This window comes from Burkholderia sp. B21-005 (assembly GCF_020843965.1).
GTDB classification, from domain to species: domain Bacteria; phylum Pseudomonadota; class Gammaproteobacteria; order Burkholderiales; family Burkholderiaceae; genus Burkholderia; species Burkholderia ambifaria.
Genome location: NZ_CP086302.1, coordinates 930030 through 955962 on the forward strand (window position 1 = coordinate 930030; position 25933 = coordinate 955962).

The following is a 25933-nucleotide window of genomic DNA, read 5'->3' on the forward strand; positions in this document are numbered from 1 at the left end:
CGCCATGCCCAAACCCCTGAGAATGGCCGTGCTGATCATCGCTGCCGGCATCGGTGCGTTCATCCTGCGCCAACTTTATGTTTCCGCGTCGACACCTGCGCCGCCCGGCGACCCGGCCGAGGTACGCGTGCGGGTCGCAGCGGCGGACCTTCCCGAAGGGCTGCTGCTGCGCGACAACGATCTCGCGTGGAAGCCCATGGCGCGCGCGCAGGTGCCGGTCGGCGCGTTCGTCGAATCGCAACCGGGCGCGGACCTGAAGGGCGCGCTGCTGCGCAACCGCGTCGACGCGGGCGCGCCGATCCGCGCGGACAACGTGATTCCGGCGGGCGCGCCGGATTTTCTCGCGGCCGCGCTTCAGCCCGGCATGCGCGCGATCTCGGTGCCGGTCGACGACGTGTCGGGCAACGCGGGGTTGATCCAGCCGGGCGACTTCGTCGACGTGGTGCTCACGCAGCAGATCGGCGGTTCCGCGACCACGCCCGGCACGTTCGAAGCGGAGACGGTCGTGCGGCGTGCGCGCGTGCTCGCGGTCGGCTCGGAATTCCAGCGCGCGAAGGCGCCCGCGAGCGCCGCGGACGCACCGGTCCGCGCGCGCACGGTCACGCTCGAGGTCGCGCCGCGCACCGCGCAGGTCGTGCTGGTCGCGACGCGCCTCGGTTCGCTGTCGCTGGCGCTGCGCAGCTTCGCGACGAGGGACCGCCGCCAGGCGGCGGGCGGCGACGAACAGGAGGCCGATACGCCACCGGTGTGGGCCGGCGACGTATCGCGCGCGGCCCGCGAAGCGGCGCGTGCGCCGTCCGCGAGGACGGACGCCGGCACGCGGCCGGCGCAGGGCAACACGGTCGTGATCTATCGCGGCTCGTCGGTCGACGATGGATCGCGCGCCGGCGGCACCGGCACGCCGGGCGTGCCGCCGCTGCCGTCCGGGTGGCCGGGCACGCCTGTTGCACCGGTTGCGCCGGTTGCGCCGGCCGCGCCGGCGGGCGGCAATGCCGCCGCGGACGCGACGGCGCAAGCGCCGCGCGCCACGATGTTGCAGTGACGCAGTGAAGAAACTGACGGGAAAACGCATGGTGCGCATGGTTCGTTGGATCGCTTTCTGGTGTCTGGCCTGCATCGTCGCGCCGGGCGTCGCGCTCGCGCAGCGCGCGCACGCGGCGGACGCCGGCGCGGCGTTGTCGATCGCGACCGGCAAGGGCGAGATGCTGTCGCTGTCCGAACCCGCGACCGCGATGTTCGTCGCGGATCCGAGCATCGCCGACATCCAGGTGCCGTCGCCGCGCACCGTGTTCGTGTTCGGCAAGAAGGCCGGCACCACCACGCTGATCGCGCTCGGCGCGAACCATCGGCCGATCCTGCGCCGGACGGTGATCGTGCAGGTCGACACCGTATCGCTGCAGGCGGTGCTCGACAGCCGCTTTCCGCAATTGAAGCTGTCGGTGTCCGGCGCGCCGGGCTCGCTGATGGTGTCGGGCAAGGTGCCGAGCGCGGCCGACGCGGACGCCGTGATGCAGTCGCTCACCCCCTATCTGAACGACAAGGAAAAGATCGTCAACCGGCTCACCCTGTCGCGCCCGATCCAGGTCAACCTGCGCGTGCGCGTGACCGAGGTGAGCCGCAACGTCACGCAGCAGCTCGGCATCAACTGGAGCTCGCTCGGCGCAGCCGGCAATTTCATCGGCGGGCTGTTCAACGGGCGCACGTTGGTGGATCCGACGACCAAGGTGTTCAACCTGTCGCCGACCGGCGCGTACTCGGTGCTCGGCGGCTTCCACGCGGGGCGCTGGTCGATCGACGTCGTGCTCGACGCGCTCGACCAGGAAGGCCTGATCACGATGCTCGCGGAGCCGAACCTCACCGCGATGTCCGGCCAGACCGCGAGCTTCCTCGCGGGCGGCGAGATTCCGATTCCGGTCGCGCAGGCCGGCAACACCGGCGCGATCACAGTGGAGTTCAAGCCGTTCGGCGTGTCGCTCGATTTCACGCCGACCGTGCTCGCCGACAACCGGATCAGCCTGAAGGTGCGCCCGGAAGTGAGCGAGGTCGACGCGAACAACAGCGTGAAGACGGGCGGCGTCACGGTGCCGGGGCTCAGCGTGCGGCGCGTCGAGACGACGGTCGAGCTGTCGAGCGGGCAGAGCTTCGCGATCGGCGGGCTGTTGCAGAGCCAGACGGCCGACACCGTGTCGCAGATTCCGGGGCTCGGCCGGCTGCCGATCATCGGCCGGCTGTTTTCATCGAAGAACTTCCAGGACAACAAGACCGAGGTCGTCGTGATCGTGACGCCGTACATCGTGCAGCCGACCGGCCCCGGCCAGCTCGAACAGGCGCTCGACACCGTCGCCCGGCCGAGCAGCGATCTCGAGTTCGCGGTGCAGCGCAACCTCGGGCTCGACCTGTTGTCGGGCGAAACGCCGCGCCTCGTCGGCGCCGCGGGCTTCGTGTATTGACCGGAGGAGCGCGCATGCGGGTTCGAACCATCATCTTCGCTCTGCTGGCGCCGGCGCTTGCAGGCTGCCTGTCGGCGCCGCCGCCGATCAACCTGCCGGATGCACGCGCGATCGGCTTCGACGGCGTGCGCGCGGTGCCGCCCGACTGCGCGGCGCTGATGCAGCCGTCGCATCTCGTCGACGCGGGGTTCGGGCGGCCCGGCGTGCCGTTCGGCTGCGCGACCTATACGAACCTCGCGACGATGCTCGCGCGGCCGGAAGATCTCGTCGCGCCCGTGCCGTACGGCGGCGCGGACGCGCAAGTCGCGGCCGACGCGGTGCGCCGCTACGTCGAGGATCGCGTGAAGCAGCCGGCACCCGGCAAGACGCTGACGACCGGCTCGCCCGGCCATTGACCCGCTCACGAGGCCATCGCGATGCCGCCCATGAACGTCCTCGATCGCCAGAACGCCAAGCGTGCCGCCTCCGCCGGGGCGGCGGATCTCATCGCGGTCGTGTCGGACGCGGGCAGCGAAGACGTGATTCGCCGCGTCGTGCAGGATCTGTCGATCACGCGCGCCCACGTGCAGCCCGGCAACTGCGACGACGCGATCCACCTGCTGCAGCAGCACGAGCGCTCGCCGCGCCAGCTGATCGTCGACGTGTCGGATTCGGTGCTGCCGGTGTCCGACCTGATGCGGCTCGCCGAGATGTGCGATCCGTCGGTGCGGGTCATCGCGATCGGCACGCAGAACGACGTCGGGCTGTTCCGCAACCTGCTCGGCATCGGCGTGCAGGACTACATCGTGAAGCCGCTGACCGTCGAGTTGATGCGGCGCGCGCTGACCGCGACGGAATCGATCGTGCACGCGCGTACCGGCAAGATCGTCAGCTTCGTCGGCGCGCGCGGCGGCGTGGGCGCGACGACGGTCGCGGTGAGTCTCGCGCGCTGCCTGGCGGGCGAGAAGCGCCGCCGTGTCGCGTACGCCGACCTGAACCTTCATGGCGGGGGCGCGAACTCGATGCTCGGGCTGTCGAGCAACAACGGGCTGATCGAATTGCTGAACATGGAGCAGCGCCCCGACGACGCGTTGTTCGACCGCATGTTCGTGACGAAGGGCGACCGCCTGCACGTGCTGTCGGCCGAACTGGCGTACGGCGACGACGCGCCGCTGCGCGACGATGCGATCGCGCAGCTCGTCGACATGCTGAAGGACCGCTTCCATTACGTGCTGTTCGACGTGGGCAACCGCGCCGGCAAACTGTTCGAGGACGCACTGGCGGCGTCCGATCTCGTCTATATCGTCGCCGACCGCTCGGTGCACGCCGCGTACGAAGCCGCGCGGCTTGCGCGCTTCGTGAAGGAGCTGCCCGGCGAGCGGTTGCTGTCGATGGTGTTGAACAATCCGCTCGAGCCGGTCAAGGGGCGCGTCGCGCAGACCGATTTCGAGGACGCCTTCGGCGGCGTGAAGCTGCGCGAGCTGCCGCACGAGCCGCAGCCGCTCGCGGTCGCCGAGAACCTCGGCGAGCCGATCGAAGGCGGGAAGCGTCATGGCTTCCTGGACGAGATCCGGCGGCTCGCGAACGGCATCACCGGCGAATCGATGGCCGTCGCCGAGCCGTGGTATGCGCGCTTCGTCAAGTGGAGGAAAGGATCGTGACGTTCGGTACTCGCAAACGGTCGACGCCGGCGCCCGCGCCGGCAGTGTCCCCGGCCGCGCCGCGCGACGACGCGCCCGCGCCGGGGCCGATCGCGAGCCACGCGCCGCCGCCCGTGCGCGGTGCGGCGGCGGCCGACACGCAGGAGGCGCTGATCCGCTCCGGCAAGTTCGATGCGATTCGCACCGCGGTGTTCTCGTCGATGAACATGTCGGCGGCATTGATGAAGACGCGCGACGAAGTGCGGACGGGCATCGAGCAGGTAGCCGCGCACACCGTCGAGCGCGAGCGCCTGAAGATCACGGCGGGCGAGCAGGTGCTGATCGTCGACGCGATCCTGAACGACATGTTCGGCGTCGGGCCGATCGAACCGCTGCTCGCCGACGACACCGTGTCCGACATCCTCGTGAATGGCCCCGACCAGGTGTACGTCGAGCGCGCGGGGCGGCTCGAACTCACGTCGCTGAAGTTTCGCGACAACGCGCACGTGACGAGCGTCGCGCAGCGGATCGCGGCGGCGGTCGGGCGCCGTGTCGACGAGAGCAGCCCGATGGTCGACGCGCGGCTTGCCGACGGCAGCCGCGTGAACGTGGTCCTGCCGCCGATCGCGATGCGCGGCGCGTCGATCTCGATCCGCAAGTTCGCGAAGCGCGACATCACGCTCGCGCGCATGGCGCACCAGGGCAATATCTCGCACGGGATGCTGCAGGTGCTGAAGATTGCCTGCGCGTGCCGGTTGAACATCGTGATCTCGGGCGGTACCGGCTCGGGCAAGACGACGCTGCTGAACGCGCTGTCGCAACACATCGAGGAGCACGAGCGGATCGTGACGATCGAGGATGCGGCCGAGCTGCAACTGCTGCAGCCGCATGTCGTCAGTCTCGAGACGCGGCCGGAGAATACCGAAGGGCTTGGCGGGATCTCGCAGCGCGACCTCGTGCGCAACGCGCTGCGGATGCGGCCCGATCGCATCATCCTCGGCGAAATCCGCGGCGCGGAGGCATTCGACGTGCTGCAGGCGATGAATACCGGCCACGACGGCTCGATGACGACGATCCATGCGAACACGCCGCGCGACGCGATCAGCCGGCTCGAAAGCATGGTCATGATGGCGAACGCGAACCTGCAGCTGCTGTCGATCCGGCGCCAGATCGCGAGCGCCGTGCACCTGTTCGTGCAGATCGAGCGGATGCGCGACGGCGTGCGCCGCGTGACCCGGATCACCGAGATCGTCGGGATGGAAGGCGAGGTCGTGATCACGCAGGACCTGTTCGCGTTCCGGCAGGAAAGCGACACGACCCGCGATGTGGTGAAGGGGGTGTTCGAGGCGTCGTCGCTGCGCCCCGCGTTCGCCCCGCGCGCCGCGTACTACGGCATGGAGGACGCGCTCTCCGAGGTATTCCGGCAATGAGGCCCGCAGACCTGGTCGCGCTCGGTGCATTCGTCGTGATCCTCGTGATCGGCCTCGTGCTGTCCGCGCTGCTCGACCGCGCGCGACAGGCGCCGGAGCAACGCATTCGCGAGCGGATGCGGCGCCTCGCGCCGTCGCTGGCGGGCAGCAAGGCCGGTGCGGCCGCCGTGCCCGGCGTCGCGCTGTTCAACCTGCCGCGCCGGCAGGGCCGCGTGCGTGCGTGGCTGCAGCGCTACGTGACGCGCGTACGTGCGGTCGGCGGCGAGCGCGGGATGCGGATCGTCATCGCCAGCACGATCGTCGGCGCGATCGCGGCGATCGTCGCGATGAAGCTCGTCACGCTGCCGAGCGTCCTGCATCCGCTGATCTACGTCGGGTTGCCGCTGCTTGCGATGCGCACCAGCTATCGCGCGCTGGTCGAGCGCTTCCGGCTGCGCTTTCTCGAAGCGTTCCCGGACGCGATCGACCTGATCGTGCGTGCGGTGCGCGCGGGCATCCCGGTCACGCAGGCGATCAGCACGGTCGGCGACAGCGCGGCGGAGCCGGTGCGCTCGACCTTCCGCACGATGGGCGACAGCCTGCGCGTGGGCGCGGATCTGAAGGACGTGCTGACGCAGGCGTCGGACCGGCTGATGATCGCGGACTTCTCGTTCTTCACCGTCTATCTGCTGCTGCAGCGCGAGACCGGCGGCAGCCTCGGCGAAACGCTCGACGAGTTGTCGAGCATCATCCGCACGCGCCGCGACATCCGCCTGAAGACGCGCGCGTTGACCGCCGAAGGGCGGATCACGACGAAGATCATTTCGGCCGTGCCGTTCGTGATGATCGGCGCGCTGTTCCTCGTGAACCGCTCGTACGTGATGCTGCTATTCGACACGCACGCCGGACACGTGATGCTGACGATCGCCGCCGTGCTGCTGACGATCGGGCTGCTGACGATCAACAAGATCTCGAAACTGGATACCGCGCGATGACGATGTCGATGCTGGCCGCCCGCGGCCTTGAACTGCTGCTGTTGATCGCGTGCGTCGCCGCAGCGCTCGCGACGCCCGGCGGCGGCACGCGCCGGCGCATCGCCGCGCGCGTGCAGCAGGCGGCCGGACAGCGCTCGCTGTCGCTGGCGGCGGGGCGGCTGCAGCCGGGCGAGGTGCGTCAGGACCTGACGCGGCGGCTCGCGCAGCTCGGTGAGCGGCTGCCCGTGCTCGACCCGATGCAGCGCGTGAAGCTCGGGCTGCAGCTCACGCGCGCCGGCTTTCGCGAGCGCCGCGCGGTGTCGTCGATGATCGGCATCAAGCTGAGCTGCGGCGTGCTGTTCGCGGGCTTCGCGATCGTGTTCAGCCCGTACATTCCGCGTCTCGGCGAATTCTTCGTGATCCGTGCGGTGGCGATGGTCGGCGCGTTCGTGATCGGCGTGATCGTGCCGGAGTACGTGCTCGGCGCGATGATCCGGCGGCGCCGGCGCATCATCGCCGCGTGCTTTCCGGATGCGCTCGACCTGCTCGTGATCTGCACGATGGCCGGCAACAGTCTCGGCTCGGGCGTGCGGCGCGTCGCCCGCGAACTCGAACGCATTTGCCCGCCGCTCGCCGACGAGCTGACGGTGTGCGCGGACGAGCTGACGCTGAGCGGCAATGTCTCCGAGGCGCTCGCGCATTTCGCGCTGCGCGTCAATTTTTCGTCGGCACGCTCGCTTGCCACGACGCTCACGCAATCGCAGCGATTCGGCACGCCGATCACGCAGGCGCTGCGCACGCTGTCGCGCAGCGAGCGCACCGAGCAGGTCGTCGCGCTCGAGGAAAAGGCCGCGAAGCTCGCGCCGAAGATCACGGTGCCGATGATGCTGTTCATCCTGCCGACGGTCGGCCTGATCGCGGCGGGCCCGGCGGCGATCCGCCTGATCGAGGTATTCAAATGACACGAACTGTCATCCGCGCGCTTGCGTTCGCGATCGTGCTGCCGGTGCTGGCCGGCGGCTGCGCGCCGGGCATCCAGACGAGACCGGCGCTGTCGCACAAGAGCGACGACCCGCAGGCCGAATTGCGCATTGCCGACAGCGCGCTGGCCGGCGGCAACATCGAGCTCGCGTCGACGCTGTACGGGAAGGTGCTCGCGCGGCATCCCGATTCGCTCGCGGCGCAGCTGGGGCTCGGTGACGTCAACTACCGGGCCGGCGATCTGGAGCGCGCGCGGATTCTCTATGAGCAGGCACGGCAACAGGCGCCGGCGGATCTCGGGCCGCAGCTCGGGCTGGCGCGCGTCGCGTTGCGGCAGCGCCGGCTCGACGAGGCCGCACAGCGCTACCGTGAACTGCTGGCCGCGCAGCCGAACCTGCCGCTCGCGGCGCAAGGGCTCGGCACGGTGCTCGACCTGCAGGGACGCCATGCCGACGCGCAAGCCGTGTATCGCGACGCGCTCAACGCGCATCCGGATGCGCAGGGGCTGCGCGTCGACCTCGGGCTGTCGCTCGTGCTGAGCAACCGGCCGCGCGAAGGCGTGAACGTGCTGCTCGACGTGGCCGGCTTGCCCGACGCGCCGTGGCAGGCGCGCCAGAACCTCGCGTTCGCGTACGGGGTGCTCGGCAACACGGATTCGGCGAAGAAGCTGCTGTCCGCCGACCTGCCTGCGTCGGCGGTGGCCGACAACCTGCGCTTCTACCAGGCGGTGCGCGCGCAGCTCGCAGCGCGCCCGGCTGCCGCCGCCGCGCGGCCGTTGACGGGCGCCGCGCTCGAGCCGCGCGTCGCGCCGAGCGCCGCGGGGGCCGCAAAATGACACGCGGGGCGAGGGGCGCCCGCCACGCGCGCGGCGTCGTATCCCTCGAGTTCGCGTTGATGCTGCCGTTCCTGTTGATGGTGCTGATCGGCATCATCGACGTGAGCCTGCTGCTGTGCGACAAGGCCGTCATCACGAACGCGAGCCGGGAAGCCGCGCGGGCCGGCGTCGTGCTGCGCGTGCCGATGCTGACCACGACGCAGATCGCCAACGTCGCGTTGAGCTACACGCAGAACAGCCTGATCACCGGCGGCACCGCGACCACCCCGACCGTGGCCGTGACGCAGGCGAACGGCACGACCGCGGGCACCGCGCTGACGGTGACGGTGACCTACACGTATTCCGGGCTGGTGCTGGGTACGGCATTGAGCGTGCTGACCGGCCCGTTGACGATCTCGGCCAGCTCGGTGATGCTTTATGAATGACGCCGCCGGCACGCGATGCACCGGCCCCGCGTCCGAGCGAGGCTCCGTCGCGCTGTTCTTCGTGATGTTCCTGATTCCGCTGCTGTCGTTCGGCGCGCTGGCGATCGACATCGCATGGGTCGCCACCGTGCGCAACCAGCTTCAGAACGCCGCCGACGCGGCCGCGCTCGCGGCGGCCGATGCGATGATGTCGCCGACCGGCGGCCCGCTGAACTGGTCGCAGGCCGCGCCGGCGGCGAACGGCGTGATCGCGCAGAATTCGGCGGCGGGCGCGGCACTGTCGACGGGCTCGGTGACGACCGGGTACTGGAACGTGACGCGCAACCCGGCGTCGATGCAGCCGACCACCATCACGCCTGGCGCGTACGACGTGCCGGCGGTGCAGGTCACGGTATCGCGCGCGCCGGGTGTCAATGGCGGCTCGATTCCATTGCTGCTCGGCGGGCTGCTGGGCATTCCCGGCACATCCGGCAGCGCAACCGCGATCGCGGTGCTCGCCGCGCCCGGCGAGGTGGCGGCGGGCGGCCTCTTTCCGATCGCGATCGACCAGTGCGTGTACAACCAGTACTGGAACGCGGTGACCAACCAGCCGCTGATCAATCCGCTGACGGGCCAGCCGTTCGAGTTCTCGATCACCAACGGCCAGACCTATGGCGCGCTGTGCATGGGCGGTCAGTGGACATCGTTCCAGTCGACCGCGACCGACACCACGACAATGAGCGGCCTGATGGTGACCGGCAACCCGACGACGCTCAATATCGGCGACAGCATCAATCTCGCCACCGGCGTGAAGGCGACGCTCTACACGTCGGTGCCTGTCGGTGCGACGGTCGTGCTGCCGGTCGTCACGCAGACCTCGAGCAGCACCACCGTGCCGATCGTCGCGTTCGCCGCGTTCCACATCGACGTGTCGCTCGGCGGCACGTACAAGTACATCCAGGGCCACTTCGTCGCCGGCGTGAAGCTGACGGGCGTCGCGACGGGCGTCGGGCCGTACTACGGCGTATACGTGCCGCCGCGGCTCGCGTTGTGAGCGTCGTGCCGCGCGCGCCGCAGCAGCACGAGCAGCGCGAAGAGGGTCACGGCCGGGCCGATCTGCGGCCACTGCAGCCACGGGTTCAGGTATTCGACGATCGGCAGCGCCCACATCAGCGCGATCGCGGTCTGTTCGCCACGCAGCCAGCTGTCGCGCCAGCCGATCGCCAGCATGCACGCGATCGCGACGGCGAGCCACGCGAGTTCGTAGTGCCACACGTACGGGTTGGCCGCGAGCGTCGCGACCGTCAGCACGGCCGCGCGCACGCGGGTATCGCGTGACTGCGCCCACGCGATGCAGGCGGCCGCGATCGCGATCGCGGCGATACACGCATGGGCGGCATAGGCGGCGCCGAGCGGCACGCCCGCCAGGCGGAACGTCGCGAACGGCGTCGGCGACGCGAGCCAGAACACGACACCGTGTTCGAGGACGATCGAGCGCGCGAGCCCGGTGCTGGCGACGAACAGGCGCAGCGACTCGACCCCGCAGACCAGGACGCTCAGCGCGACGAACGTTGCCGTGGCGAGCGCGGCCCATGCGATCGTGCGCCACGCGCGCGCCGCGACCAGCACGAACGGGAACAGCAACGCCATCTGCGGCTTGACCGACAGCAGGCCGATGCAGAGGCCGGCCCACATCGGCCGCCGAGCGGCCCAATGGACGGCCAGCGCCGCGCAGGATGCGGTCAGGAACGCGTTCTGCCCGAGCGTCGCGGTGACGAACACGCAGGGTGCAGCGGCCAGTGCGAGCGTACCGCCGCGCCATGCGCCGGCCATCGCGCCGAGGCCGGATACGCGCGCCGCCGCGAGGCCGAGCACGAGCACGCCGAGCGCGACGAACAACGGGTACCCGAGCGCAAAGGGCAGCAGCGCCAGCGGCGTCACGAGCAGCAGATAGGTGGGCGGGTACAGCCACGGCGCGAAGCTGTCGCGACGAAAGTGTGTGAACAGCTCGGCCGTCAGCCGCGAGAATGACGAGAAATCGTACGCCTGCGCTGGCGAACCGTGCAGCATCACGTACGAGGCGGCCCAGAACACCGAGAAGTCGGCGCCGGGGCGCGACCCGGCGTCGCCGTGCGTGTGGCGAATGACGGTCGTCCAGATCGCGATGAACAGCGCGTAGAACACCAGCATCAGCGCGCTGTACAGGACGAGGCGCCGCGGGGTGAGCCACGCGCCGACCGGGCGCTGCGCCGAGCGCATCGATTGGCTGGAAATGTCCAATTGCCGCGGCCCGGCTTACTTGAACGACGCCTTGCGGGCGGCCAGGCCGGCGGCTGCCGGTATCGTCGTCCGGCGGCGGGCCGCGTGCGTGCGCTTGAGCGGGAACTGCAGCAGCTTCGATGCGGGCTGCGCGGCGGCATCCCGCTCGGCCCGGTAGCGCCGCCTGACGAGATAGACGGGACGCTGCTTGGACTCGTGATAGATCCGGCCGAGGTATTCGCCGATCACGCCGATGCCGATCAGCTGGATGCCGCCGACGAACAGCACGACTGAAATCAGCGACGGGTAGCCGTGCACCGGATTGCCGAACAACAGCGTGCGTACGACGATGAACGCGCCGTACACGAGCGACAGCATCGCGAACGTGAGGCCGACGTAGGTCCACACGCGCAGCGGCACCGTGCTGAAGCTCGTGATGCCCTCCAGCGCGAAATTCCAGCGCCGCCATCCGGAGAACTTCGAGCGGCCACCGCTGCGCGGCGCCCGCGTGTATTCGACGATCGTGGTGCGAAAGCCGACCCACGCGAACAGCCCCTTCATGAACCGTCGCCGCTCCGGCAACGCGCGCAGTGCATCGACGACCTCGCGATCCATCAGGCGGAAATCGCCGACGTTTTCCGGCATTTCCACCTCGGATAGCGCGTTGTGCACGCGATAGTAGAGCGCCGCCGCCGCGCGCTGCATGTAGGGATCGCACATCCGGTCGGTGCGTTTCGCGGCGACGACCTCGGCGCCGCCGCGCCAGTGTTCGATCATCGCGGGAATCAACGCGGGAGGGTCCTGCAGGTCGGCGTCGATCAGGATCACCGCGGCGCCGGCCGCCTCGTCGAGGCCCGCGGTGAGCGCCGCTTCCTTGCCGAAGCGGCGCGTGAGATCCACGACGTGCACGCGCGCGTCGCCGGCGGCGACCGCGAGCAGCCGGTCGAGCGTGCGATCGCGGCTGCCGTCGTTGATGCAGATGACCTCGAAGCGGATCGCGGCGACCGACTCGAGAATGGGCAGCGTTTCGGCAAAGAACGCGTCGATCGTTTCCTCTTCGTCATGAAACGGCACGACGAGCGATATCAGCGGCTTCCTGGCTTGCGTGGACATGCTGCGGGCTCCCGAGAGGTCCGGCCTGCGCTGCACCGTGTAGTTCCGGTTGTTGTGTGCCGAGCGGGCGTGGCCCGGTTCGGCGCGAAGTCGGTTCCGGCCTGCTTGTCCACCGCGGACCGGACGTAGGCGTTGTGTCCATTGTATGCAGGTAATCGCCGATTCGTAACACGTATCGGCGGATTTGCAGGTGGTTGCGAACGGCCTGTCGGGAAAACACCGGTCGGCGCCTGGCGGCGGACCGTGCGCGACGGCGCTAGGATGGCGTTTTCAATGCCGAAGGAGCGCGCGGTGCAAGTTCACGATCTGACAGGTGCGCCGCTCGATTTCTGGGTGGCGATGGCGGAAGACCTCGGCGCACCGCGCGTCGACGCCGGGGGCTGCACGGTCATTCGCGAGCCGGGCGGCGCGCCGGTGCCGTACGCGCCGTCGGCTTCATGGGCGGACGGCGGCCCGCTCGTCGAGCGTTTGCCGTTCGGCGCATTCGAACGCGACGGCGGGCACGGCGCGTGGCGCGCGGTGCTGCATCGGGCGGTGCCGGCGGCGGGCGAGCGCTGCACGTTCAATCAGTCGGGGCCGACGCTGCTGGTCGCCGCGATGCGCACGCTGGTCGCGTCGACGTTCGGCGACGACGTGCCCGATCTCGACATGTCGAAGCCGCGCTGAGTGTGCGCGCAACCGGTTACGCGGCCGACAGGTTGCGCACCGCGATCGAGGCGACGTCGACGTGCTTCGGCAGGATCGCGTCCGCGGCCGCGCGATCGGCGACGCGTTGCAGCACGTCGATGTCCGCGCCGGTGACGCCGCGTTGCGCGAGCGCCGCCCGGCGGGCGATATCGGTGGCCGCATCGCGCGGCAGGCGCGTGAGCGACGCATAGACGGTCGCGTAGTCGGCCGGATGCGCGAGCGCCCACTGGCCGGCACGGGTGAGCCGCGCGAGCACGTCCGACAGCGCCGCGCGCTTCGATCGATCGTCGAGCGTGTCGACCGGCGACGTGAGGAACGCAAGCCCCGAATTGATCCCGCTGCCGTCGCGCACGATGCGCGCGCCGCGCCGCACCACGTTGCCGTAATAAGGATCGAAGGTCGCCCAGATGCCGATCTGCTTCGCCTCGAACGCGGCGAATGCGTCGACCGGCAGCACGAAGCGCACGTCGACGTCGCCCGGTGCGAGGCCGTGTTCGCGCAGCGCGCCGTACAGCTGGTATTGCGAGATGCTGCCGCGCGCCGACGACACGACGACGGTGCGCCCCTTCAGGTCGGCGACCGTGCGCACCGGCGAATCGGACTGCACGACGATGCCGAGCGACGCCGGCGAGCCCACGCGCGTCGCGACGATCCGCAGCGCCGGATCGCCGAGCGCGGCCGTCAGCACGGGCAGGTCGCCGGCCGGCGCGAGATCGATCGCGCCCGCGCGCTGCGCTTCGAACAGCGGCGCGGCGCCCTGGAAATTCGCCCAGCGAAACCGGTACGGCACGCCGTCGAGCACGCGCGCGGCCTCGGCCAGCGCACGCAGGCCGCCGGCCTGATCGCCGAGCACCAGTGTGACGTTCGACAGGTCGGGGCCGGCCGCGCGGGCGGGCAGTGCGGTGGCGCCCGCAAGCGGTGCGGCGGCCAGGGCGGCCACACGCAGCAACGCGCGGCGGCGGGCAGGGGCGGGGGGCGAAGTCATCGGCGGCGGGTCCTCGGTGATCCGCGCGCGGGCCGCGCGGCTGCTGGGCAGATTACGGAATCGGTTTCGCGCCGGCAAACATCGAATCGCGCAATGCTTATTCGTGCGAGGGGGGAATCGCGGCGGGGGAAGATCAGGCTAGCCCGCCGCCGGGATGGTGCGCAGGAACGCGCGTACCGCGGGCGCCTTCTCGAAGCGCCGGTGCGCGAGCGCGAGTTCGGACGTGATCGGCTTGCCCGCGATTGGCCGGTACACGACGCCCGGCAACGACACGCAGCCGGCGAGCGCGTCCGGAATCACGGCGACCCAGCCGTTGACCGACACGCACGCGAGCACCGCGAGCAAGCCGCCCGGCCGCGCGGCGATCACGGGCGCGAAGCGGCCGCGGCGTGCGACTTCGAGCGTGCCGCGCTCCTGCTCGGGCACCGCGAAGCGTGCGTCGGCGAGATCGGCGGCGCGCACGGCGGTCATCGACGCGTAGCGCGAATCGGCCGGTACGGCCGCGACGAACACGTCGCGCTGCAGCGTGACGATCCGCAGCCCGCCCGGTAGCGGCAACGGCGGGCGCACGTATGCGAGGTCGAGCCGGCCCGCGTCGAGCTGCTTCGCGACTTCGTCCATCGGCACTTCCCGCAGGTTCAGTTCGATGCGCGGATGCGCCGCGCGAAACGCGCCGACCGTGCGCTGCAGCGCGCCCGAATAGACGGCCGATGACACATAGCCGATTTCGATACGGCCGAGTTCGCCGCGCTCGGCCAGCATCGCGAGTTCGCGGCCGCGCTGCAGATGCTCGAACGCGGCGCGCGCCTCGGCGAGAAACGCAACGCCTGCCGCAGTCAGCGTGACTGCGCGGCGCGACCGCTGGAACAGCCGCACGCCGAGCAGCCGCTCGGCCTCCTGGATCTGCCGCGTGAGCGCGGGCGGCGCCATGTCGAGCGCGTCGGCCGCGCGAGCGAAATGCAGATGCTGCGCGACGCTCAGGAACGCGCGCACATGACGGAATTCGAGCGGATTCATGATTGCAATTTTCGTCAATAAAACTGCACGGACATATCAATGACAGGCAATACGGGCCCAGCCTAGCATACGGCTCGTTCCTCTTGCTCCGGAGCTGTCGATGTCCCAGCCTTCCCCCGTCCCGCGCGCCGCCGCGCCCGCGATCCCCCGCCTGCCGGCCACCGCGACGCTCGCGGTCGCGTCGGCGACGTGCTCGCTGATCGTGCTCGACACGAACGTCGTCGCCGTGTCGCTGCCGAGCATCGCGCGCGGCTTCCATGCGAGCTTCGCCGACATCGAATGGGTCGTGAGCGCCTACATGACCGCGTTCGCCGCCTGCCTGCTGCCGGCCGGCGGGCTCGCGGACCGCTTCGGGCGCAAGCGCATGCTCGGCGCGGGGCTCGCGCTCTTTTCGCTCGCGTCGCTCGGTTGCGGACTCGCGCCGTCGGCCGGCTGGCTGATCGCCGCGCGCGCGGTGAAGGGCGGCGGGGCCGCGCTGCTGCTGACGGCCGCGCTCGCGGTGATCGCGAACCGCTTTCCGGACGGGCGCGAACGGGCCCGCGCGTGGGCGATCTGGGGGATGTGCATGGGGATCGCCACGGCCATCGCGCCGCTCGTCGGCGGCGCGATCACGCAGTGGATCGGCTGGCGCTGGGTATTCCTGCTGAACCTGCCGGTGTGTGCGCTGCTCGCGGCCGGCGCACGCGTCGCGATCGACGAGTCGCGCGATCCGCACGCGAAACGGGTGGACGCCGCCGGCAGCCTGCTGTTCGGCGCGGCGCTCGCATGCGCGATCGCGGCGCTGATCGCTGCGCCGTCACACGGCTGGCTGTCGGGCGCGACACTCGGCCAGTTCGCGCTCGCCGCCGCGCTGCTGGCCTCGTTCATCGGCGCGGAGCGCTGGCAGGCGCGGCCGATGATCGATCTCGCGCTGTTCCGCCAGCCGCGCTTCGTCGGCGCCGTGCTTGCGATGTTCGGCTATGCGGCGTGTGCGCAGGTGATGATGACGTTTCTGCCGCTGTACCTGCAGAACGCGTTCGGGATGTCGGCGATCGACGCGGGGCTCGGGATGCTGCCGTTCGCGGTCGCGATGATCGGCGGGCCATCGCTCGGCGGCATGCTCGCCGCGCGCGTGTCGCCTGGCGGCGTGCTGGCGGGCGGGCTCGCACTGATCGGCGCGGGCAATCTCGCGACCGCGGCGCTGACGGCCGGCGGCGACTATCGGCTCGTCGCGCTCGGCATGTTCGTGACGGGCTGCGGCGCCGGCATCATGAACGGCGACACGCAGAAGGCGATCATGGCGTGCGTGCCGCCGAACCGCACCGGGATGGCGTCGGGCATCAGCACGACCACCCGCTTCTCGGCGATCGTGACGGCCGTCGGCGTGCTCGGCGCGGTGCTGGCCGCCAGTACGCACGCGCAACTCGACCGGCTGCTGTCCGCCGCGCCCGGCGTGCGGGCATTCGTCGATGCGCCGTTCATGTCGAGCCTGCTGGCCGGCGATCTCGCGCAGGCGCTCGCGCACGTGCCGCCGTCGGCCGCGCGCACGCTCGCGGAAGCGGCGCCTGCGGCCTTCGCGAGCGGATTCGCCACCGCGCTGACGGTGAGCGGCGTGCTCGCGCTGGCCGCCGCGGTCGTTGCATACAAGTTGCTGACGCAACCGATGCGCGACGCGTGATGCGTGTGGCGGTGCGTGCGGCGCCCATTGCGTGCGACTGCACGGAGCCGTTAAGCGCGTTCCGGTTCCGCGCGGCGTGCGCAAGATGTCATCGACGATCGAGATTCTATTGCCAGTGTTCGGGCTGATCGCGGCGGGGTTCCGGTGTCGCTGGCGTGGCGCGCACGATTCAGCGGGACTCAGTGCGACTTCGTCGCGATGCGATGGATACGTGCCGCACGCGCGGAGCGTGGCCGCTGCGAGGTGCCGCAATGCGCCGCCTGCAGCCGGCGGATGCGTCGCGCGGGCTCGGGCGGCTCGTCGGCCACCGGCGCAGCCGTTCGCGCGTCCGCGTTAGCGTTCGCGGCAACCGCCGTGACGGCCGGCCGTGCCGCCTCCGCGTCGAGCCAGCTGCGCGTCGCTTCGGCGATCAGCGTGCGCAGCCAGCGCACGCCGTCGATGCACGGCCCCGACTCGTTCCACGTCATCCGGTACACGATGTCGGGCGGCTCGGCCGGCAGCGCGACCGCGCCGAGCGGCAGCAGCTTCGCGTAGTGGCGCGCGAGCCGATACGTGGTGGTCAGGATCAGGTCGGAGCGCACGAGCGCATGCGCGGCGAGTTCGAAATGAGGGAGCGTGACGACGATCCGCCGCTGCAGGCCGACGCGTTCGAGCTGCAGGTCGATCGCGCCGGACGCTTCGAGCCACGACGGCGTCGGGCACAGCTGCGCCGCCTGCGCGAATTCAGCGGCCGTCATCGCGCCGCGCCGCGCGAGCGGATGCGTCGCGCGCATCAGGCACACGACGCGGTCGTCGAACAGGTCGTCCTGCCGGAACCGCGACGAACGGGCAGGGCGATTGTCGATCACGACGTCGAGCTCGCCGTCGGCGAGCGCACGTTCGTCGTCGTAGCCGTCGCCGAGCGGATGGAACACGAGCTGCGCGTTCGGCGCGCGTTCGCGGAACAGCGCGACGAGCTTCGGCACGAACAGCACGTTCAGATAATCGGGGCAGCCGATCCGGTAGGTGCGCACGGAGGTGCGCGCGTCGAAGGTCGGCTGCTGGATGCGGATGAAGTCGATCACGCGCAGCGCATTGCGCAGCGGGTCGATCAGCCGCGAGCCGAACTCGGTCGGCACCATGCCGTAGCGGCTGCGCACCAGCAGCGGATCGCCGAGCAGCGTGCGCAGGCGCTTGAGCGCGGCGCTCGTCGCCGGCTGCGACATGTTCAGCCGCACGGCCGCGCGCGACACGGTGCGCTCGGTGAGCAGCACGAGCAGAATGCGCATCAGCCGCGCGTCCAGTAGGTCGAGCGCGCCCGTGGCGTCGGACGCGTCGAGGGGCAGGCCGTTCGGCTCCGGTGCGTCCCGCATGTCGCTACGCGTTCCCGCGGCCCGTCATTTGACGAAGGTGCCCGGCCAGCCGACGATCCGCTTCGGACGCGGCGTCGTCCGCGCCGAGCACGATGCCGGGCCGGTGGATGGCTTCCAGTTGCACGCCTTGTCTCCTTCCATGTGCGGGGCGCGAACCGGCAGCGTGTGCGCGCAGCGCGGGCCCGGCCACCGTGGACGTTATGTCTCGGATGTGTTCGCGAGTATGGGTTTGCGCCGCGGCGATGGGAAATTAAATATTCGGCTGGGCGTCATTTGGAAAATGAATGGGGCGCGACGAATGTCGGCGTCGGCGCGCGGCACGTGAATTGCGCGCCCCGGGCTTCCATTCATCGACATCAGCGGAGGTGTCATGCAGCGATATTCCATTCGTTACGTATCGCGAGCCGTCTTCGCCGGCATCCTGATCGCCGGCCTGGCGGCAGGTGCAGGCTGTCAGAAGAAGAGTGAGACCGACACCGGCACCGGTGCGAGTTCGAGCGCCACGGGCGGCATGGCGCCGGCGCCGTCCACCGCGCCGTCGGGCATGGCGAGCAGCCCCGCGGCCGGCAGCGGCGCGGCGAGCATGCCGGGTGCGGCATCCGCGCCGGCAGGCGCGAGCGGCGGCTGACACGCGGCAGCGGGCGTCGCCCGGTACTGCCGCGGTGACGTGCCGACACGGCACGTGCGTCGCAGGGCGCACGCGTGCGATGCCCTGCGCGTGAAAGATTTGCAAGGACCGTTGTAGCGATTCCCGGACCGGCGCCGGCCGTATTTCACCGTCGCACGCCGTCCGGAACAGGAGGTGCAATGCAGAACGCGGAATCGAACTCAACCCCGAAACAGCAGCGCGAACAGATCGAGAAAAGCCCGGTGAAGACGCCGGCGGCCGGCGACATGCCCGATGCGGCGACCCAGGCTGCCGAGGTCGCGAAGCGGCCGCTGACGCCGGAGACGATCGCGGCGAAAATGCCGACCGGCCTGCCGCCGATCGACGTCGACGCGCACGCGGTCGACAGCGGCGACCCCGTACGTCGCGCCGCCGGCCGAATCGTCACGCTCGACAACGCGAACATGGCGATGACCGACAACACGGTCGACGTGGACGGCAAGGGCATGGAGGCCCGCACCGGCGCGACCGAGTGGCACGACAACGTGATTTACTCGAATGCGTCGCTCGACGACGCGGTGGCGACGCCCGACGAAGGGCTCGGCGGCATCGAGAGCCGGCCGGGCGGCAATGTGCCGCTGATCGCGACGCGGCCGGGCTGGCGCGTCCGGTATGTCGGTGATGTCGACGTCGAGGTCGAGCATGGCGGCAGCGCGCGGGCCGAACACGTGATCCGCTTCGAGCGGATCGGCTGACGTCGCGATCGTTGCTTCGGCGGACCGCCAAGAGGTGGTCCGCCGCGAGCCTTACTGCGCGCCCTTACTGCGGGCCGAGTTCCTGCGCGGACGTGTCCGCATCGTTGCCTTGCGCGACGAGCACGTGAACGTCGTTGGGTACCACGTCGCTAATGCCGCCGGCTGGAATCGTCAACAGCAGCCAGTCGGCGTTGTTGTTGAGGGCGACCGGCGCGGTCTTGAGGATCGGCGTCTTGCTGCCGGCCGTCGTGACGATCACCTGGTAGGTGCCGCCGTTCAGATACACGGAATCCTGACCGGATGCCGGCACCGCGTTCTGGTAGGCCGCACCGGCCAGCGTCGGGCTTTGTGCCGTGATGTCGGTGCCCGGAGGGACCACGTAGACGTCGACGTTCTGTGCATTCGGCGACGCATTGAAACTACGCACGCGCGCCTTGTCGGAGAGCAGCTTCTTGTCGAACGGATCGTCGATCACCGAGATCGCCGACGACGTGCTCGGCAACGCAATGGTCGTGTAGTGGTGACCGTTCGCCGCGCTGAACGACTGCGACGCGACGGTCGTGGTCGTTCCCGATACGTCGTAGCTGGCGGTCTGCGCGCCCGAGTCGACGTCGTGATAGCGCGTCACGCCCTTGTAGGCGATGCCCGACGCATCCACCTTCGCATTCAGGTAGTAGTCGAGATTCGGACCGGCCGGCACCGCGTTGATGAAGCGTGCCTGCGGTTTCGAGATGCCGAGTTCGGTGCCGACGTCGTCGCCGCCGCCACATGCCGTGAGTACGGAAATGACCGAGCACAGGGCCACTATCGTTCGAATGGATTTCATTGTCGTCCTCTCGTTCAGGGAATCTGCTTGCGATGCAGCGCCGCCGCACGAAGAGCGTCGTGCGGTGTGCAGCGCCGGTTGAGGAAGGATTGCCTTCCGCCGGGGCGGCGGGCGCGTTGATGTCGCAAGGGACGTGCCTGGACGGCTTCGAACGCGGCCGTGAGTCGATCCGGCGGCGTGTGGGGCGTGCGGATGCGAGGGCATGCCGGGAGTGATTACGCGAGTGGGGCGGCGCCGTGCTTGTAAAAAACGGCAGCTCGGCGGCGCGGCGTGGCGACACTGGCGGCGGGGGCGCGTTTGCCGGAAAAGCACTGCGCGTGGCATGGCCCGAAATCGCGCGGCGACCGGCAAAAGCGACCCGCCTGGCAACGCCGGGCGCGCCGCGCGCCGTAAATCTTGCCGGCATCGGCGCATAGTTTAACCATTCGAAACAATGTGTTCACTCAAAAGGGCATGATCTCCGGCGATCGGGCAGGCATACTGTCGCCTATGTTGCTCAATGCCGTCGAACCGACGTGCGCTTGCCCCCCATGCCCATTCCCGTACCTTTTCGATCCTTGCGATGGTTGACCGTCGCGGCCGCTGTATGCTTGCTCGCCGCGTGTTCGACTGCTTCCGACGTGACCGCGACGTCGAACCCGAACGTCTTCACCGTGACGACGCGCACGCTCGGCGTGTCGACGACGTGGGCCGACGCCCATGAAAAAGCCATCAGCGAAGCGACCAGCTACTGCACGCAGCGCGGCATGCGCGCGAGCCTGAGGCAGGAGCAGGTGAGCGCCGGCCGCCGCGTCGACGCGCGCTCCGAACTCGCGTTCGAGTGCCACCCGACCTTCGAGACCGCATCGAACCCGCGCGGGTAAGCGCCACACCGCCCGTGCTGCTCCGGATATGAAACGACCCGCGATGCCGTTGGCGGGCATCGCGGGTCGGCGCACGTCCGTCGATCGCGTTACGCGGGTTGCGCCTCGTACAGCTTCACGCACGCGGAGAAGTCGAGCGCGCCGAGCCCCTGCTGGCTCATCGACTGATAGAGCTGCTGTGCGAGCGCGCCCATCCACACCGGCTGCCGTGCGCTGCGCGCGGCTTCGGTCGCGAGCCCGAGATCCTTCAGCATCAGGTTCGCGGCGAAACCGCCGGCATAGCCGCGCGCGGCGGGCGCCGCGTCGTTCACGCCCGGGTACGGGTTGTACGTATCCGAGCTCCAGCAACGACCGGTCGACGTGTTGATGATGCCGGCCAGCACGGCCGGATCGATGCCGAGCGCTGCGCCGAGCGCCATCGCTTCGGACACGCCCATCATCGAGATCCCGAGCAGCAGGTTGTTGCAGATCTTCGCGACCTGCCCGGTGCCCGTGCCGCCGCAGTGCACGACGTTCTTCCCCATGTCGAGCAGCACCGGGCGGATGCGCTCGAACAGCGCGGCCGGCGCGCCGACCATGAACGTCAGCGTGCCGGCCTGCGCGCCGCCGGTGCCGCCCGACACCGGTGCGTCGGCCAGCGGAAAGTCGCGCTGCGCGGCGGCGTCGGCCACCGCGCGCACGGTGTCCGGATCGATCGTGCTGCAGTCGACGAACGTGGCGCCGGCGCGCGCGCCGGCCAGCACGCCGTCGTCGCCGAGATAGACCGCGCGCACGTGCTGCGCGGCCGGCAGCATCGTGATGACCAGCGAGCCGCGTGCGGCCGCGTCACGCGGCGACGCGGCCGCCGTCGCGCCCGCGCGCACCGCGGCGTCGACCGCGTTCGCGTCGAGGTCGAACACCGTCAGCGCGTGGCCGGCCTTGAGCAGGTTGGCGGCCATGGGGCCGCCCATGTTGCCGAGTCCGATGAATGCGATTTCCATGTGCGGGCTCCAGTTCAGCGCAGCGCGATGGTCGTGTTCACGCCGCCGGCCGTCGTGTCGTCGTCGAACCAGCGCGCGGTGACCGTCTTCGTCTGCGTGTAGAACTGCACGACCTGCTTGCCGTACGGGCCGAGATCGCCGAGCTTCGAACCGCGCGAGCCGGTGAAGCTGAAGTAGGGGACCGGCACCGGGATCGGAATGTTGATGCCGACCTGGCCGACGTCGATCTCGCTCTGGAACTTGCGCGCGGCCGCGCCGCTCTGCGTGAACAGGCCGACGCCATTGCCCATCGGGTTCGCGTTGACGAGCGCGATCGCGTCGTCGAGCGTGTCGGCTTCGAGCACGACCACCACCGGCCCGAAGATTTCTTCCTGATAGATCGACATGTCGGTCGTCACGCCCGAGAAGATCGTCGGGCCGACGAAGTTGCCCTGCTCGTAGCCCGGCACCTTCACGTCGCGGCCGTCGAGCAACAGCGTCGCGCCTTCCTTCACGCCGGCGTCGATCAGCGACAGGATGCGCGCCTTCGCCGCCTTCGACACGACCGGCCCGACGTCCGTGCCGGCTTCGGCGCCCGCGTTGACCTTCAGCGCCTTCGCCTTTTCGACCAGATCGGGCAGCCAGTCGCGCGCGCGGCCGACCAGCACGACGACCGAGGTCGCCATGCAGCGCTGGCCCGCCGCGCCGAACCCCGCGCCGACCAGCGCGTTGATCGCCTGCTCGCGGTGCGCATCGGGCAGCACGACCGCGTGGTTCTTCGCGCCCATCATCGACTGCACGCGCTTGCCGTGCTGACTGCCGAGGTTGTACACGTGCGTGCCGACGCGCGTCGAGCCGACGAACGAGATCGCCTTGATGTCCGGGTGCGTGCAGAGACGGTCGACCACGGTCTTGCCGCCATGCACGACGTTCAGCACGCCCTGCGGCACGCCGGCCTCGATCGCGAGTTCGACGAGCTGCATCGTCGACAGCGGGTCCTGTTCGGACGGCTTCAGCACGAACGTGTTGCCGCACACGATCGCCATCGGGAACATCCACAGCGGGATCATCCCGGGGAAGTTGAACGGCGTGATGCCCGCGCACACGCCGATCGGCTGGCGCAGCGTGTAGGTGTCGACGCCGCCCGCGACGTTCTCCGCGAATTCGCCTTGCTGCAGCGTGCCGATCGAGCATGCATGCTCGACCACTTCGAGGCCGCGGAAGATGTCGCCCTGCGCGTCGGGCAGCGTCTTGCCTTGCTCGGCCGTCAGCGTGTGCGCGATCCGTTCGAGATTGCGGCGCACCAGGTCCTGGAATTTCAGCATGATGCGCAGCCGCGCGCCGATCGGCGTCGTCTTCCAGGTCTGGAACGCGCGCTGCGCGGACGCGATCGCGGCATCGACCTCGTCAAGCGTCGCGTACGGCACGCGGCCGATCACTTCCTGCGTCGCGGGGTTGACGATGTCGCCCCATTCGGCGCTTTGCGAATCGACGAACGCGCCGTCGATCAGCAGCTTGGCGGTGGGCAGGGCGAGGGTGGTCTGGGGAACTGCGGCGTTCATGGAATTCTCCGGGAATCGGTGGTGCGAGGAAAAAGGGTGGCCCGCGTCCGTCGCGCGTGCAGCCGCGGCGGACGGCAGGTCAAGCAGGAATCGGGTCAATACGGGCGGTGCTTCGATGTGCTCACGCGCGCGCCGGACGCATCAGCGCGGTACACGCGAGGGCGAACACGCCGAAGCCCACGAGGTATGCGATCACGTAGTGCGGCTGGCCGCCGCCGGCCTTGAGCAGCGACGTCGCGATCATCGGCGCGAAGCCGCCGCCGATCACGCCGGCGAGCTGCACCGACAGCGAGATGCCGCTGTAGCGGATTTCTGCCGGGAACTGCTGCGCGAACAGCAGCGCCTCCGGTGCATAAAGAATCGGGAACACGACGCCGAGGCCGAGCACGATCGCCCACCATGCATACGACGTCTGCTGCGTGCCGAGCATCATGAAGAACGGCGCGGCGAACGCGCACATCAGCACGAGGCCGATCGCGAACATCCGGCGCTGGCCGATGCGGTCGCTGAGATGCCCGCACAGCGGCATCGTGACGAGCGACAGCGCCGCGCCGGCCGTGATCGCGTGCAGCATCTCGGCCTTCGGCAGATGCAGCTGCTGCGTCGCATACGCGAGGGCGAACGTGACGACCATGTAGAACCAGGTGTTCTCGGCGGCGCGCGCGCCGACGATCGTCAGCACTTCGCGCGGATGGCGGCGCAGCGCGGCCGTCACCGGCGACTTCTCGGCCTTGCCCTGGCGCTGCATCTTCTCGAAGTCCGGCGACTCCGGCACCTTCGCGCGGATGAACCAGCCGAGGCCGACCAGCGCGATGCTCGCGAGGAACGGCACGCGCCAGCCCCACGACAGCATGTCGGCGTCCGGCAGCGCGGCCACCGCGGCCATCGCGACCGACGACAGGATCAGCCCGAGCCCGACGCCCGTTTGCGGCAGGCTGCCGAACAGCCCCTTGCGGCCCTTCGGCGCATGCTCGACGGCCATCAGCACCGCGCCGCCCCATTCGCCGCCGACCGCCATCCCCTGCAGGAAGCGCATCGCGATCAGCAGGGCGGCGGCCCAGTAGCCGATGCTGTCGTACGACGGGATCAGCCCGATGATCATGCTCGGCACGCCCATCAGCAGCAGCGTGATCATCAGCATCGCTTTGCGCCCGATGCGGTCGCCGAAGTGGCCGAACACGATGCCGCCCATCGGCCGGCCGATGAAGCCGACCGCGAACGTGCCGAACGCGGCGAGCGTGCCGACGACGGGGTCCAGCGACGGAAAGAAGATGCGGTTGAATACGAGCGCGGCGGCGGTGCCGTAGAGGAAGAAGTCGTACCACTCGATCGTCGTGCCGGCCATGCTGGCCCAGCCGGCCAGCAGGTAGTGCCGCGCGGTGCGGGCAGGCGCCGGCGTCGCGACGGTTGCATGCTCATCGAGGGTGGATCGGGTCTGCATGGTGTCTCCGTATTGGGTGCCCGCGGCTCATGGTCCGCAGGTCACGGTCGAGTATAGTTATGCGCTGATCCATGATGTACCGACAAGAAAACCGGTTGGATATGCATTTCTGCATATCGACGGCCGACCCGGAGACGCCTGCCGATGCGACACACCCCCGAGCCGGTTTCCGGCAACCTGAACTGGGACGACCTGCGCTTCTTCCTCGAAGTCGCGCGCACGCAGCGCGCGAGCGGCGCGGCGAAGCGGCTCGGCGTCGACTACACGACCGTCGCGCGGCGCATTCGCGCGCTGGAGGCCGCGATGGGCACGCTGCTGTTCGACAAGTCGCGCTCCGGAGGCTTCACGCTGACGGCCGAGGGGCAGCGGCTCGTCGCGTATGCGGACGCGATGGAGACGACCGTGCAATCCGCGTGCGACCTGGTCGCGAACACCGGCGGCGCGCTGTCGGGCCACGTGCGGATCGGGTCGACCGAAGGGTTCGGCTGCTTTTTCCTCGCGCCGCAACTCGCGCGGTTTCGCGTCGCGCATCCGCATGTGACGGTCGACCTGCTGCCGGTCCCGCATTTCGTCAACCTGCCCAAGCGCGAGGCCGACCTGGCGATCACGCTCGAGCGGCCCGAACGCGGGCCTTACGTGGTCACGAAGCTGTGCGACTACCAGTTGCGGCTCTACGCGACGCGCGACTATCTGGCGAACCATGCGCCGATCACCTGTACCGACGATCTCGCGGGCCATGCGTTCATCAGCTACGTCGACGATCTCGCGTTCAGCAGCGAGCTGCTGTACATGGAGCGTGCGGTGCCCGGCGCGACGGCCGGGTTGCGCACGACGAGCGTGATCGCGCAGGTGTTCGCGGCGCTGCAGGGCGGCGCGCTCGCGATCCTGCCGTGCTTCATGGCGGCCACGCAGCCGGCGCTGGTGCCGGTGCTGCCGGACGACGTGGTGGTCACGCGGTGCTTCTGGCTGACCTGTCGGGAGGATCTGCGCAAGCTGCGGCGGGTGACGGCGCTGTGGGATTACCTGCGCGCGGCAGCGGACGCGAACCGGGCGTTGCTGATGGGGGAGTCGGGGGCGTTGTGTTTCGTCGGCGAGCTGCAATAGCGGCCGACGGGCATGTCGCATCGGCGACGCGACGATCGATCGGGATGACAACACGGCTGGCGGCACGCGCGGGT

Annotated in this window: 26 protein-coding genes; 17 read left to right on the plus strand and 9 right to left on the minus strand. The window is 69.8% G+C overall.

The annotated features are described in order from the left end of the window. Positions 1–4: 4 nt before the first annotated feature. The 10 genes from cpaB to LMA02_RS20590 are packed head-to-tail and all read left to right on the plus strand — an operon-like array spanning position 5 to position 9726. Positions 5–1042, plus strand: coding sequence for a Flp pilus assembly protein CpaB (gene cpaB / locus LMA02_RS20545; RefSeq protein ID WP_228909588.1), 1038 nt, complete (start codon positions 5–7; stop codon positions 1040–1042). A 28-nt stretch (positions 1043–1070) separates the two neighbouring features. Then, positions 1071–2450, plus strand: coding sequence for a type II and III secretion system protein family protein (locus tag LMA02_RS20550; RefSeq protein ID WP_228910065.1), 1380 nt, complete (start codon positions 1071–1073; stop codon positions 2448–2450). Positions 2451–2464: 14 nt separating this feature from the next. Next, positions 2465–2845, plus strand: a complete 381-nt coding sequence (locus LMA02_RS20555; RefSeq protein ID WP_228909589.1) for a CpaD family pilus assembly lipoprotein — start codon at positions 2465–2467, stop codon at positions 2843–2845. A gap of 21 nt (positions 2846–2866) precedes the next feature. Further along, positions 2867–4090 carry an AAA family ATPase gene (locus tag LMA02_RS20560; protein WP_228909590.1) on the plus strand — a complete coding sequence of 408 codons (1224 nt, stop codon included), beginning with the start codon at positions 2867–2869 and terminating at the stop codon, positions 4088–4090. After that, positions 4087–5499 (plus strand): CpaF family protein, encoded by a 1413-nt coding sequence (locus tag LMA02_RS20565; protein WP_228909591.1) that lies wholly within the window; start codon positions 4087–4089, stop codon positions 5497–5499. The genes LMA02_RS20560 and LMA02_RS20565 overlap by 4 nt, the downstream gene beginning before the upstream one ends. Then, positions 5496–6473: a type II secretion system F family protein gene (locus LMA02_RS20570; protein WP_228909592.1), complete on the plus strand. Its 978-nt coding sequence runs from the start codon at positions 5496–5498 to the stop codon at positions 6471–6473. Before LMA02_RS20565 ends, LMA02_RS20570 begins: the two co-directional genes overlap by 4 nt. Then, positions 6470–7414 carry a type II secretion system F family protein gene (locus LMA02_RS20575; protein WP_228909593.1) on the plus strand — a complete coding sequence of 315 codons (945 nt, stop codon included), beginning with the start codon at positions 6470–6472 and terminating at the stop codon, positions 7412–7414. The genes LMA02_RS20570 and LMA02_RS20575 overlap by 4 nt, the downstream gene beginning before the upstream one ends. After that, a complete protein-coding gene (locus LMA02_RS20580; protein ID WP_228909594.1) occupies positions 7411–8268 on the plus strand; it encodes a tetratricopeptide repeat protein in 858 nt (285 codons plus the stop codon). The genes LMA02_RS20575 and LMA02_RS20580 overlap by 4 nt, the downstream gene beginning before the upstream one ends. Continuing rightward, entirely contained in the window at positions 8265–8693 is a 429-nt protein-coding gene (locus LMA02_RS20585) for a TadE/TadG family type IV pilus assembly protein (RefSeq protein WP_228909595.1), read from the plus strand. The genes LMA02_RS20580 and LMA02_RS20585 overlap by 4 nt, the downstream gene beginning before the upstream one ends. Next, positions 8686–9726, plus strand: coding sequence for a TadG family pilus assembly protein (locus tag LMA02_RS20590; RefSeq protein ID WP_228909596.1), 1041 nt, complete (start codon positions 8686–8688; stop codon positions 9724–9726). Before LMA02_RS20585 ends, LMA02_RS20590 begins: the two co-directional genes overlap by 8 nt. Here LMA02_RS20590 and LMA02_RS20595 read toward each other — a convergent pair. Both LMA02_RS20595 and LMA02_RS20600 read right to left on the minus strand, forming a co-directional pair. Continuing rightward, positions 9690–10952 (minus strand): glycosyltransferase family 87 protein, encoded by a 1263-nt coding sequence (locus LMA02_RS20595; RefSeq protein ID WP_228909597.1) that lies wholly within the window; start codon positions 10950–10952, stop codon positions 9690–9692. The genes LMA02_RS20590 and LMA02_RS20595 overlap by 37 nt on opposite strands. Before the next feature lie 15 nt (positions 10953–10967). After that, a complete protein-coding gene (locus LMA02_RS20600) occupies positions 10968–12044 on the minus strand; it encodes a glycosyltransferase family 2 protein (RefSeq protein WP_228909598.1) in 1077 nt (358 codons plus the stop codon). 291 nt (positions 12045–12335) lie between these two features. Here LMA02_RS20600 and LMA02_RS20605 point away from each other — a divergent pair, with 291 nt between their 5' ends. Continuing rightward, complete coding sequence (locus tag LMA02_RS20605) at positions 12336–12710, plus strand: phage protein NinX family protein (RefSeq protein ID WP_228909599.1); 375 nt, start codon at positions 12336–12338, stop codon at positions 12708–12710. Positions 12711–12726: 16 nt separating this feature from the next. On the opposite strand, the gene LMA02_RS20610 is transcribed toward LMA02_RS20605, so the two are convergent. Together LMA02_RS20610 and LMA02_RS20615 are read right to left on the minus strand one after the other, a co-directional pair. Further along, positions 12727–13716 carry an ABC transporter substrate-binding protein gene (locus LMA02_RS20610; RefSeq protein ID WP_228909600.1) on the minus strand — a complete coding sequence of 330 codons (990 nt, stop codon included), beginning with the start codon at positions 13714–13716 and terminating at the stop codon, positions 12727–12729. Positions 13717–13854: 138 nt separating this feature from the next. After that, a complete protein-coding gene (locus LMA02_RS20615) occupies positions 13855–14733 on the minus strand; it encodes a LysR family transcriptional regulator (RefSeq protein ID WP_228909601.1) in 879 nt (292 codons plus the stop codon). A 100-nt stretch (positions 14734–14833) separates the two neighbouring features. Between LMA02_RS20615 and LMA02_RS20620 the strand changes: the two genes are divergently transcribed. Further along, positions 14834–16390, plus strand: a complete 1557-nt coding sequence (locus tag LMA02_RS20620) for an MFS transporter (protein ID WP_228909602.1) — start codon at positions 14834–14836, stop codon at positions 16388–16390. Between the two features lie 179 nt (positions 16391–16569). On the opposite strand, the gene LMA02_RS20625 is transcribed toward LMA02_RS20620, so the two are convergent. Then, a complete protein-coding gene (locus LMA02_RS20625; protein ID WP_228909603.1) occupies positions 16570–17742 on the minus strand; it encodes a LysR family transcriptional regulator in 1173 nt (390 codons plus the stop codon). Here LMA02_RS20625 and LMA02_RS20630 point away from each other — a divergent pair. The 3 genes from LMA02_RS20630 to LMA02_RS20640 all read left to right on the plus strand — a co-directional run bounded on the left by LMA02_RS20630 (position 17741) and on the right by LMA02_RS20640 (position 19104). Next, positions 17741–18067, plus strand: coding sequence for a hypothetical protein (locus tag LMA02_RS20630; protein ID WP_228909604.1), 327 nt, complete (start codon positions 17741–17743; stop codon positions 18065–18067). The genes LMA02_RS20625 and LMA02_RS20630 overlap by 2 nt on opposite strands. Positions 18068–18112: 45 nt before the next feature. After that, positions 18113–18370, plus strand: coding sequence for a hypothetical protein (locus tag LMA02_RS20635; RefSeq protein WP_228909605.1), 258 nt, complete (start codon positions 18113–18115; stop codon positions 18368–18370). 179 nt (positions 18371–18549) lie between these two features. Further along, positions 18550–19104 carry a DUF3005 domain-containing protein gene (locus LMA02_RS20640; RefSeq protein WP_228909606.1) on the plus strand — a complete coding sequence of 185 codons (555 nt, stop codon included), beginning with the start codon at positions 18550–18552 and terminating at the stop codon, positions 19102–19104. Positions 19105–19168: 64 nt separating this feature from the next. Here LMA02_RS20640 and LMA02_RS20645 read toward each other — a convergent pair whose 3' ends face one another. Beyond that, positions 19169–19930, minus strand: a complete 762-nt coding sequence (locus LMA02_RS20645; protein ID WP_228909607.1) for a DUF4397 domain-containing protein — start codon at positions 19928–19930, stop codon at positions 19169–19171. A gap of 530 nt (positions 19931–20460) precedes the next feature. Here LMA02_RS20645 and LMA02_RS20650 point away from each other — a divergent pair. Next, on the plus strand, positions 20461–20793 hold the full coding sequence (locus tag LMA02_RS20650) for a hypothetical protein (protein WP_228909608.1): 333 nt from the start codon (positions 20461–20463) through the stop codon (positions 20791–20793). A gap of 89 nt (positions 20794–20882) precedes the next feature. On the opposite strand, the gene mmsB is transcribed toward LMA02_RS20650, so the two are convergent. The 3 genes from mmsB to LMA02_RS20665 all read right to left on the minus strand — a co-directional run bounded on the left by mmsB (position 20883) and on the right by LMA02_RS20665 (position 24755). Continuing rightward, entirely contained in the window at positions 20883–21773 is an 891-nt protein-coding gene (mmsB, locus tag LMA02_RS20655) for a 3-hydroxyisobutyrate dehydrogenase (protein ID WP_228909609.1), read from the minus strand. A gap of 14 nt (positions 21774–21787) precedes the next feature. Next, positions 21788–23314 carry a CoA-acylating methylmalonate-semialdehyde dehydrogenase gene (locus LMA02_RS20660; protein WP_228909610.1) on the minus strand — a complete coding sequence of 509 codons (1527 nt, stop codon included), beginning with the start codon at positions 23312–23314 and terminating at the stop codon, positions 21788–21790. 121 nt (positions 23315–23435) lie between these two features. Beyond that, complete coding sequence (locus LMA02_RS20665) at positions 23436–24755, minus strand: MFS transporter (protein ID WP_228909611.1); 1320 nt, start codon at positions 24753–24755, stop codon at positions 23436–23438. Between the two features lie 144 nt (positions 24756–24899). Here LMA02_RS20665 and LMA02_RS20670 point away from each other — a divergent pair, with 144 nt between their 5' ends. Beyond that, the gene (locus LMA02_RS20670; protein ID WP_228909612.1) at positions 24900–25859 is read left to right on the plus strand and encodes a LysR family transcriptional regulator; all 960 of its coding nucleotides are present in this window, start codon (positions 24900–24902) and stop codon (positions 25857–25859) included. Positions 25860–25933 lie beyond the last annotated feature (74 nt).

Coding starts and splice junctions, on each gene's coding strand:
- mmsB (WP_228909609.1), bottom strand. CDS start 21,773: ATGGAAATCGCATTCATCGGACTCGGCAACATGGGCGGCCCCATGGCC.
- LMA02_RS20650 (WP_228909608.1), top strand. CDS start 20,461: ATGCCCATTCCCGTACCTTTTCGATCCTTGCGATGGTTGACCGTCGCG.
- LMA02_RS20615 (WP_228909601.1), bottom strand. CDS start 14,733: ATGAATCCGCTCGAATTCCGTCATGTGCGCGCGTTCCTGAGCGTCGCG.
- LMA02_RS20585 (WP_228909595.1), top strand. CDS start 8,265: ATGACACGCGGGGCGAGGGGCGCCCGCCACGCGCGCGGCGTCGTATCC.
- LMA02_RS20640 (WP_228909606.1), top strand. CDS start 18,550: ATGCAGAACGCGGAATCGAACTCAACCCCGAAACAGCAGCGCGAACAG.
- LMA02_RS20660 (WP_228909610.1), bottom strand. CDS start 23,314: ATGAACGCCGCAGTTCCCCAGACCACCCTCGCCCTGCCCACCGCCAAG.
- LMA02_RS20580 (WP_228909594.1), top strand. CDS start 7,411: ATGACACGAACTGTCATCCGCGCGCTTGCGTTCGCGATCGTGCTGCCG.
- LMA02_RS20635 (WP_228909605.1), top strand. CDS start 18,113: ATGCAGCGATATTCCATTCGTTACGTATCGCGAGCCGTCTTCGCCGGC.
- LMA02_RS20645 (WP_228909607.1), bottom strand. CDS start 19,930: ATGAAATCCATTCGAACGATAGTGGCCCTGTGCTCGGTCATTTCCGTA.
- LMA02_RS20590 (WP_228909596.1), top strand. CDS start 8,686: ATGAATGACGCCGCCGGCACGCGATGCACCGGCCCCGCGTCCGAGCGA.
- LMA02_RS20600 (WP_228909598.1), bottom strand. CDS start 12,044: ATGTCCACGCAAGCCAGGAAGCCGCTGATATCGCTCGTCGTGCCGTTT.
- LMA02_RS20555 (WP_228909589.1), top strand. CDS start 2,465: ATGCGGGTTCGAACCATCATCTTCGCTCTGCTGGCGCCGGCGCTTGCA.
- LMA02_RS20610 (WP_228909600.1), bottom strand. CDS start 13,716: ATGACTTCGCCCCCCGCCCCTGCCCGCCGCCGCGCGTTGCTGCGTGTG.
- LMA02_RS20620 (WP_228909602.1), top strand. CDS start 14,834: ATGTCCCAGCCTTCCCCCGTCCCGCGCGCCGCCGCGCCCGCGATCCCC.
- LMA02_RS20630 (WP_228909604.1), top strand. CDS start 17,741: ATGTCGCTACGCGTTCCCGCGGCCCGTCATTTGACGAAGGTGCCCGGC.
- LMA02_RS20560 (WP_228909590.1), top strand. CDS start 2,867: ATGCCGCCCATGAACGTCCTCGATCGCCAGAACGCCAAGCGTGCCGCC.
- LMA02_RS20625 (WP_228909603.1), bottom strand. CDS start 17,742: ATGCGGGACGCACCGGAGCCGAACGGCCTGCCCCTCGACGCGTCCGAC.
- cpaB (WP_228909588.1), top strand. CDS start 5: ATGCCCAAACCCCTGAGAATGGCCGTGCTGATCATCGCTGCCGGCATC.
- LMA02_RS20550 (WP_228910065.1), top strand. CDS start 1,071: ATGGTGCGCATGGTTCGTTGGATCGCTTTCTGGTGTCTGGCCTGCATC.
- LMA02_RS20670 (WP_228909612.1), top strand. CDS start 24,900: ATGCGACACACCCCCGAGCCGGTTTCCGGCAACCTGAACTGGGACGAC.
- LMA02_RS20665 (WP_228909611.1), bottom strand. CDS start 24,755: ATGCAGACCCGATCCACCCTCGATGAGCATGCAACCGTCGCGACGCCG.
- LMA02_RS20575 (WP_228909593.1), top strand. CDS start 6,470: ATGACGATGTCGATGCTGGCCGCCCGCGGCCTTGAACTGCTGCTGTTG.
- LMA02_RS20570 (WP_228909592.1), top strand. CDS start 5,496: ATGAGGCCCGCAGACCTGGTCGCGCTCGGTGCATTCGTCGTGATCCTC.